The following is a 7,219-nucleotide window of genomic DNA, read 5'->3' on the forward strand; positions in this document are numbered from 1 at the left end:
CCCCCAAACCGTAGGCTCCTTGCCGGAGCTTGGGTGGCAAGGAGTTGAGCGTATCGCGGGAGATCGCAATAATCGTCGGTAAAATCATGATCGCCAGTACCAGTGACGCACCAAATAGCTGCCGTCCGCTCGGCTCGGTCGAGAACACGGGAATCCAGCCAAAGTAGCGATGCAGTCCTTGGAATATGGGTTTGAGTGCTGGCAAAAACACGAACAAACCCCACAAACCATAAACCACACTCGGCACTGCGGCTAAGAGTTCGATCGTAAACGCGATCGGTTGGAGAATATTTGGCTTTAAAAAGTTTTCAGTCAAGAAAATCGCCACTCCAACTCCCAGCGGCACGGCAAATAAGAGCGCGATCGCGGAACTGAGGACGGTACCATAGATATGCGGTAGTGCGCCATACACACCGCCGATTCCCGTAGTGGGATCGACGTTTTTGTTGGGATCCCAGGTACTATCGACCAGAAAGCCCCTGCCAAATTTCTGGATCGCTGGCAAGGCAATCACAAATAGTGAGTAGGCGATCCACAGTAGGATCGCGCCCACGGAAATTGCCAATGCCAGCGTCAGCCACTGAAAACCGCGATCGATCGATCTCTCTAATTTGAAACTAGTCGAGGCTGCTAGTAATGTCTCTGGTGGAGCTGGAGGTTTGGACGTCATGAGGTTTATTTGGCCTTATTGAGTTCTGCCTTGACTTTAGTTACTAGTCCAGCTTCTAGCGGAATATAGCCCAGTTCTGTAGCACTGGTTTTACCTGTCGTGAGCGACCAGTCGATAACACTTTTAAGTGCTGTTTGCTTGGCAGCATCTTTAGATTGGGGATAGAGGAGCAACCAAGTCAAACCGGAGATCGGGTAAGCTTTGGGATTGGTGGAATCTGGGACGGTCAAAGCCAGATCTGCTGGTACTGTCTGACCGACAAAAGCTTCGGCACCGGCTTCTGGCGAAGGGGCGATGAGTTTGCCAGATTTATTTTCGAGCGCAGCCATCGTCAGATCCGTTTGCTTGCCGTAGGAATACTCGACATAACCGATCGAACTTGGCGTTTGTTTGATCTGAGCGGCGACCCCTTCATTGCCTTTGGCACCGGTTCCGCTCGGCCAAGCGACGGTTTTATTGGCTCCTGCCGTCCACACGCCGGGACAAGCTGCCTTGAGGTGAGTGGTAAATTGGTAAGTCGTGCCGCTACCATCCGAACGATGGACGAATTGAATCGCTTGGTCGGGTAGTTTTGCCCCAGCATTGGCTTTGGCGATCGCCGGATCGTTCCATTTGGTAATTTTACCAGCGGCAATTCCACAATAAGCAGCCCGAGATAATTTTAAATCTTTGACACCTTCGAGGTTGTAGGCAAATACGACGCTACCGCCCGTCATCGGCACCTGAATCGGATCGGCGTTATATTTAGCCTTAAACTTGGCACGTTCTTCGGGCTTTAATGGGGCATCCGTTGCGCCAAAATCGACCGTCCCTGCTAAAAATTGTTCGACGCCAGCACCACTGCCGACCGATTGATAGCTGACTTGAGTGCCGGGATTGGTCTTGTTGTAGTCGGCAAACCACCGCTGATAGAGCGGTGCGGGAAAGGATGCGCCAGCACCACTGAGCGAAGAACTGCCCCCGCCGCTAGCTGCGGGCGAGCCGGAAGCAGTCGGTGCGGGTGTCGTCCCGCCACCTGCTGGCGGAGCGGCGACATCTGGACTTTTGGGCGTACAGGCAGACATGGCTAGCCCGATCGTCAGTGCTAATATCGTCTGGATCGAGAAGCGCGACCTACCTACTGCAGTGAATTGGCTGGCGATCGTTGACGAAGCCTTTTTGCTAAGGCAAACGCTACGCGAACGGAACGAAAATCGATGTGCTGTATTGTCTGTCTGGGTTGTCATGTGGCTTTTGTCGGTCATCATCTTATCACTCCTCAAAATTTGGTGCGGTCTTCAAATTTAGTTTGACAGCTTTTTACTAGCAAGCAAGTAAATTAATTACTTCAACTTGACAGCCGATCGTGTCCGATCGATTGAAGTTGGCTAACAGCGTCAAAGGACTTAAATTATCTTCAAAATAAGTCTTAGTTTAATTGTATTAAAAAACTGGCAATTTATGCATAATTTTTGATTAATAGCAGGTTAAGGCTTGCCCCTAGATTGCGATCTCATGGGTGGCTAAGTACAACTCACGAGCGGAGCAATCCTACGATCCGACTAACTTTTTCAGATCGCGTCCACTACTGAGTGTCGATGTTTGGTGCCGATCTAGGGGCGAATCTACTCTAGCCAAAAAAATATCTGTAATGACTCAAAATCATTACAGACACTCGCACATTCGCACTTACAAATTGTCACTTTAGACGGAACAATTAACGATCGATCTCTCATCTGCCACGGTGCAGAAATTCAAGTATCAACGCGATAATATTCCTTCGTTGCCACCGAATATCCCCAACCAGTACCATCGGGATCGCGATTGCGCGTCCAGTCAGTAAAGTTTGGTTCGCTCCGTCGCTTGTAGACAGTACTAGAATGCACGTCTAAGCGTTTGGCGAGATCGGATTGCAGAATCGTGATGACAGGAGTCTCCGCTGGGAGCGTTGACTCTGAGGAGATCGCGGGTGACGCTACTACCTGCGGCTCCGCAATCATTGGCTCGTCGGATCGAGCGAGTGCTTGCCGGAGCGACATTGGCTCGGGAGTCACCATGAGAGTAGCCTCTGCCGCTGTCGGTACTGTAGATTCAGCAACTGCGAGCGGACTGACGATCGGATCGACAGTCACCGCTGGATCGGGGTGCGTCTCGATCGCGGGTATGGCTTTGGCAACTATGGGCGGACTGGAAATCGGATCGCGAGTTACGGCTGGAGCCGCTGGCTCAAATAGTTGCGGACTGGCTGCGATAGTCGCTACAGACGATAATGCTTCGGCAGTAACATTTACTGGCGCAACCAGTTCTGCTGGCACTGAAGGATATTGGAAAGCCACGACTGGATTAGCCGCTGGCATCAATTCTGGGATCTCGGCCTCACTATCATCAAAAATGCTGCCTAGAGTACTAATTGAGACAAAATAATAAACTTGACCGCGCTCGGGATGTTGGCGACTGCTGGTGCCAAATTCATTGGCTTTAGCCGCTAAATATCGGTTGGCAACAGTTCCCGGAATATTCGCTTTGACCGCCAGATCGAGCGGCGTGATTTCGCCGCGATACTGAACGATCGATTGTTGGAAAACCGGATCGATCGATCGCACCGTCTTCGACCATTCATAACTTTGCCAGATATTTCCACCAGCAATGAGTAAAGTCACACCCAATATTACTGGCCACGCCACAAACAGCGCAGACATCGTCAGTGCTGCGGGGATGAGCACTAGGAGACAACCTGTGGCACTTTTCGGATTTATAGCTCTTTCAGGCATTTGCCCTATGGGTTTTAATTTAACGCTATGCTATTTTAGTCTATCGGATCGCATTCGATCGCATCCCGATCTTTTTAGCTATTTTTAAATCGTAACGATCGACTAGGAGATCGCCGTTTTTAGCCAGTAGCAAAATTGCTTATTTATAATTGACAATCTGCGCAAAGTCAGTCGCAGCCAAGCTCGCGCCGCCAACTAACACACCATCGATTTCGGGTTGAGCCATAATTTCATCGATATTATTCGGTTTGACCGATCCACCGTATTGAATTGTGACATTGGGATCGGCTAAGCGTTTGCGTATTAACCCAATGATACGATTTGCTTCGATCGATTCGCAAGTCTCCCCAGTGCCGATCGCCCAAATTGGCTCGTAGGCAATGACTAGTCGATCGAGATCGATACCCTGCAAGCCCAGATCCAACTGCGAAAAGATTGTCTGTTCGGCTGTCCCAGCATCGCGCTGTGCCTTGGTTTCGCCGACACACAGAATCGGAATCAATCCGCCCTGTTGCGCCGCTTTAAGCCGTAAATTGACAGTTTCATCCGTCTCGCCAAAATACTGTCGGCGTTCGCTATGGCCGACGATCGCATATCTCACGCCCATTTCGGTCAACATGCCGGCCGAAATTTCGCCAGTAAAGGCTCCACAATTTTCCCAATGAACATTTTGAGCACCCAAGCGAATGCGACTGCCATGCAGGCTCTTGTTCACGATATCCAGATCGGTAAATGGCACGCACAAAACTACTTCGCGAGTTTCGGGAGCATCATCGATTTGCGAGCCAAATTCCATCAAAAACTCAGCAGATTCCCGCTGAGTTTTATACATTTTCCAATTCCCAGCCAGAATAACTTTACGCACGATCTATCTTCGGTTCCTCGATTCTGTGTCGTTTTCTATATTCCCATGAATTGGGTGGGGAGTTGGGAGTTCGGAGTTGGGAGCGGGTAAATTTTGGATTTGGGATGTGGGGAAGATCTGCTGGTTGCCCCGACAAAACAGTGATGCCAATCCTGGAAATTCCAGAATCTTGACTTATCCCAAACAGACTGAAAAATTGTTTAGTTCTCTTTCCCCAACTCCCTGTCTTGTCTTGTCTTATCTCCCAACTCCGAACTCCGAACTCCCAACTCTCAACGACTCCACCATAGCCAAACTGCCAACACACTAGATGGCAAAAAGACGGCGACCAAGACGATGCTGGTCGTTGGGACTGGTGTGAAGCTGGCACCGAGATAGTGAATCGCGATCGAGATGGCGACAGATGGTAATAACATTTTAAGTAATAGTCCAATTTGGTCTGACACTAACTAATCCTTACCCCCGAAGCGATCGTGCAATTTACTGAACTGATAACAAATTTAGGGTCGGCGGTCGCAGCGAGTAGTGCCGATCGAGACCATCAGCTCGATCCCATCTTAACTGGCTTGGCACCGATCGATGCGGCAACAGCGGGAACGATTAGCTATATCGAAGGCGATAAGTTTGCCAAGTTTGTCGGGACGACGGCGGCGAGTGCGTTGATTTTGCCGATGAATGCGGCGATTCAAGCGCAGGCGGACGAGCGCGGGATTGCGTGGATCGCCGCTAGCGAACCGCGCTTATTATTTGCCCGAGTCATTAAATTATTTTATCAACCCTTCCAGTTGCCAGTGGGCGTGCATCCCAGCGCGATCGTCGAACCGGGCGTGGAATTGGGTGAGGGTGTCGCCATCGGCGCGCGGGCGGTGATTCAAGCTGGGGTCAAAATCGGCAATGGGGCGATCGTGCATCCCAATGTGGTCATCTACCCTGACGTCCAGATCGGCGATCGAACAATCCTCCATGCCAACTGTACCATTCACGAGCGGGTCAGGATCGGGGCTGATTGTGTCATCCACAGTGGTGCTGTCGTGGGCGCAGAGGGCTTTGGTTTCGTGCCGACAGCGACCGGCTGGTTCAAGATGGAACAGGCTGGCTATACGGTCTTAGAGGATGGGGTCGAGATCGGTTGCAATAGTACTATCGATCGACCGGCAGTGGGTGAAACACGGATCGGTCGCGCGACCAAATTAGATAATCTCGTCCATGTCGGACATGGTTGTCAGATCGGTACTAATTGCGCGCTGGCCGCTCAGGTTGGTTTGGCTGGCGGCGTGAAAGTTGGGAATGGGGTTTTACTTGCCGGACAAGTTGGGGTCGCCAATCAAGTAACGATCGGCGATCGCGCAATTGCTTCCTCGAAAACCGGCATTCATAGTAACGTCGAACCGGGGGAAATCGTCTCGGGTTATCCCGCTGTTTCCCACAAACTTTGGCTCAAAACTGCGGCGATCGTCAATCGGCTACCAGAAATGTATCAATTCTTTAAACAAAGCCAGCGGAGTTAAATTTAATCAATAATTAAAGGCTAACGATCGATAATTGAATCTTGACAGCACACCGAGCGGTCGCCAGACCAGGTATTGGATTTAACGCCAAAAGTCGATCGAGTTCGTTCTTAAATATTTGTTAGATCGGCTACTAATTAGACTCTCGTAATCGATTAAAAAACGCAAAACATTACATTTTCGCTAGATGTCATTATCGAGCCAACGTGGTAAGCTACATTTTAGTTGTAATTATTTAAATCGGTAAAAGTAGATATTATCTAAAGTTTGCCGATCGCGAGTGATTACTGCTTTCGATTTTCCAGCGGATACTTTCGTTGGACGAGATCGTTACTCGATTTTGTCGATTAAATCAACCAAATCGATTCTAAGTTAAAGAATCTTTAACTTAGATTTGTGCTTGCGATCGAAGTTTGAAAAATCGGTGTGTTCCGCTACTGGTTCGCGCTGAAAAGATCGACCACAGCGTCGTCGTGTGCATCTTCCGACTTGGGTTCTGTAGTCCGCCAGATCTGCCGTAGCTAACTACCACTCTCGATCGCGGCTGGATCGTGGTAGCTTTGGCTGCTGCGCTCGTGCCCTGCTGAAAGTGTCAACAGCGCAAACGGATGTCAAATCGATCGTCGCACAGGCAGTCTGCCTGACATCTACAATTTATTACATTGCAAAAATATGAACGAAACTTGGCAATCGCTCGGGATGTTATCTGAGACTAGTCAGCTTCTCGATCTCAATTGGTTAGTCGCTCAAGTGGCAGCTCCGACAACAACCACCACCACTACAAATCTTTCCACCGCTAATCTGGAAAATATGTTCCGGCAAACTAGCGGCACTGTCGGTGCCTTCTTACCGAGCTTGCTCGGCGGGATCGTGACGCTGTTTATTGGCTGGATCTTAGCCTTTGTCGTCTCATCGGTCATTCGCAATCTGCTCAAACGTACCGACCTCGATAATCGCTTGGGTCGGATGGCCACTGGCGGATCTAGATCGAACATGAATACAGAAAAATTAGTCGGGGACGTAGTCTTCTGGCTAATTTTTCTATTTGCGGTACTCGCCTTCCTCAACGCGCTCAACCTCACAGTAGTCGCACAACCGCTCAACAATGTTCTGAACCAAGTCTTGGCCTTCGTACCAAAACTGCTCTCGGCAGGTGCCTTGGCTGCGGTGGCTTGGTTGGTAGCAACTGCCGTCAAAGCGATCGTCGTTCGGACTGCTGGCACGATTGTCCCCGCGATGTCGCGACGGATGGCAGTTGGCGAAAATCAAGTCTTGCCTAGCGAAACACTCGGCAATGCGCTGTACTGGTTTGTCTTCTTATTTTTCCTGCCACTGATCCTCGACGTCCTCGATCTTAGAGGGCCGCTGGCACCAGTGCAAAATCTGTTAAACGAGATCCTCAGCGCGCTGCCAAATATTTTCAAAG

Annotated in this window: 6 protein-coding genes and 1 pseudogene; 2 read left to right on the forward strand and 5 right to left on the reverse strand. The window is 50.0% G+C overall.

Annotated elements, in window-relative coordinates:
* From RMO84_RS19040 to RMO84_RS19060, 5 genes are all read right to left on the reverse strand, one after another.
* Nucleotides 1-670 (reverse strand): phosphate ABC transporter permease subunit PstC (locus RMO84_RS19040; RefSeq protein WP_310490009.1); only part of this gene is annotated, 670 nt, incomplete at its 3' end.
* A 5-nt stretch (nt 671-675) separates the two neighbouring features.
* Nucleotides 676-1,734, reverse strand: coding sequence for a phosphate ABC transporter substrate-binding protein PstS (gene pstS / locus RMO84_RS19045; protein WP_396135900.1), 1,059 nt, complete (start codon nt 1,732-1,734; stop codon nt 676-678).
* Between the two features lie 669 nt (nt 1,735-2,403).
* On the reverse strand, nt 2,404-3,420 hold the full coding sequence (locus RMO84_RS19050; protein ID WP_310490011.1) for a hypothetical protein: 1,017 nt from the start codon (nt 3,418-3,420) through the stop codon (nt 2,404-2,406).
* A gap of 139 nt (nt 3,421-3,559) precedes the next feature.
* Nucleotides 3,560-4,285, reverse strand: a complete 726-nt coding sequence (gene tpiA / locus RMO84_RS19055; RefSeq protein WP_310490012.1) for a triose-phosphate isomerase — start codon at nt 4,283-4,285, stop codon at nt 3,560-3,562.
* Nucleotides 4,286-4,557: 272 nt separating this feature from the next.
* Nucleotides 4,558-4,731, reverse strand: coding sequence for a hypothetical protein (locus RMO84_RS19060; RefSeq protein ID WP_310490013.1), 174 nt, complete (start codon nt 4,729-4,731; stop codon nt 4,558-4,560).
* A gap of 27 nt (nt 4,732-4,758) precedes the next feature.
* On the opposite strand from RMO84_RS19060, the gene lpxD reads away from it, so the two are divergent.
* Nucleotides 4,759-5,793: a UDP-3-O-(3-hydroxymyristoyl)glucosamine N-acyltransferase gene (gene lpxD / locus RMO84_RS19065; protein ID WP_396135899.1), complete on the forward strand. Its 1,035-nt coding sequence runs from the start codon at nt 4,759-4,761 to the stop codon at nt 5,791-5,793.
* Nucleotides 5,794-6,465: 672 nt separating this feature from the next.
* A pseudogene (locus RMO84_RS19070) lies at nt 6,466-7,219 on the forward strand (hypothetical protein); the annotation flags it as partial.

Origin of the sequence: Chamaesiphon sp. VAR_69_metabat_338 (assembly GCF_031423935.1) — a bacterium.
Taxonomy (GTDB): Bacteria; Cyanobacteriota; Cyanobacteriia; order Cyanobacteriales; family Chamaesiphonaceae; genus Chamaesiphon.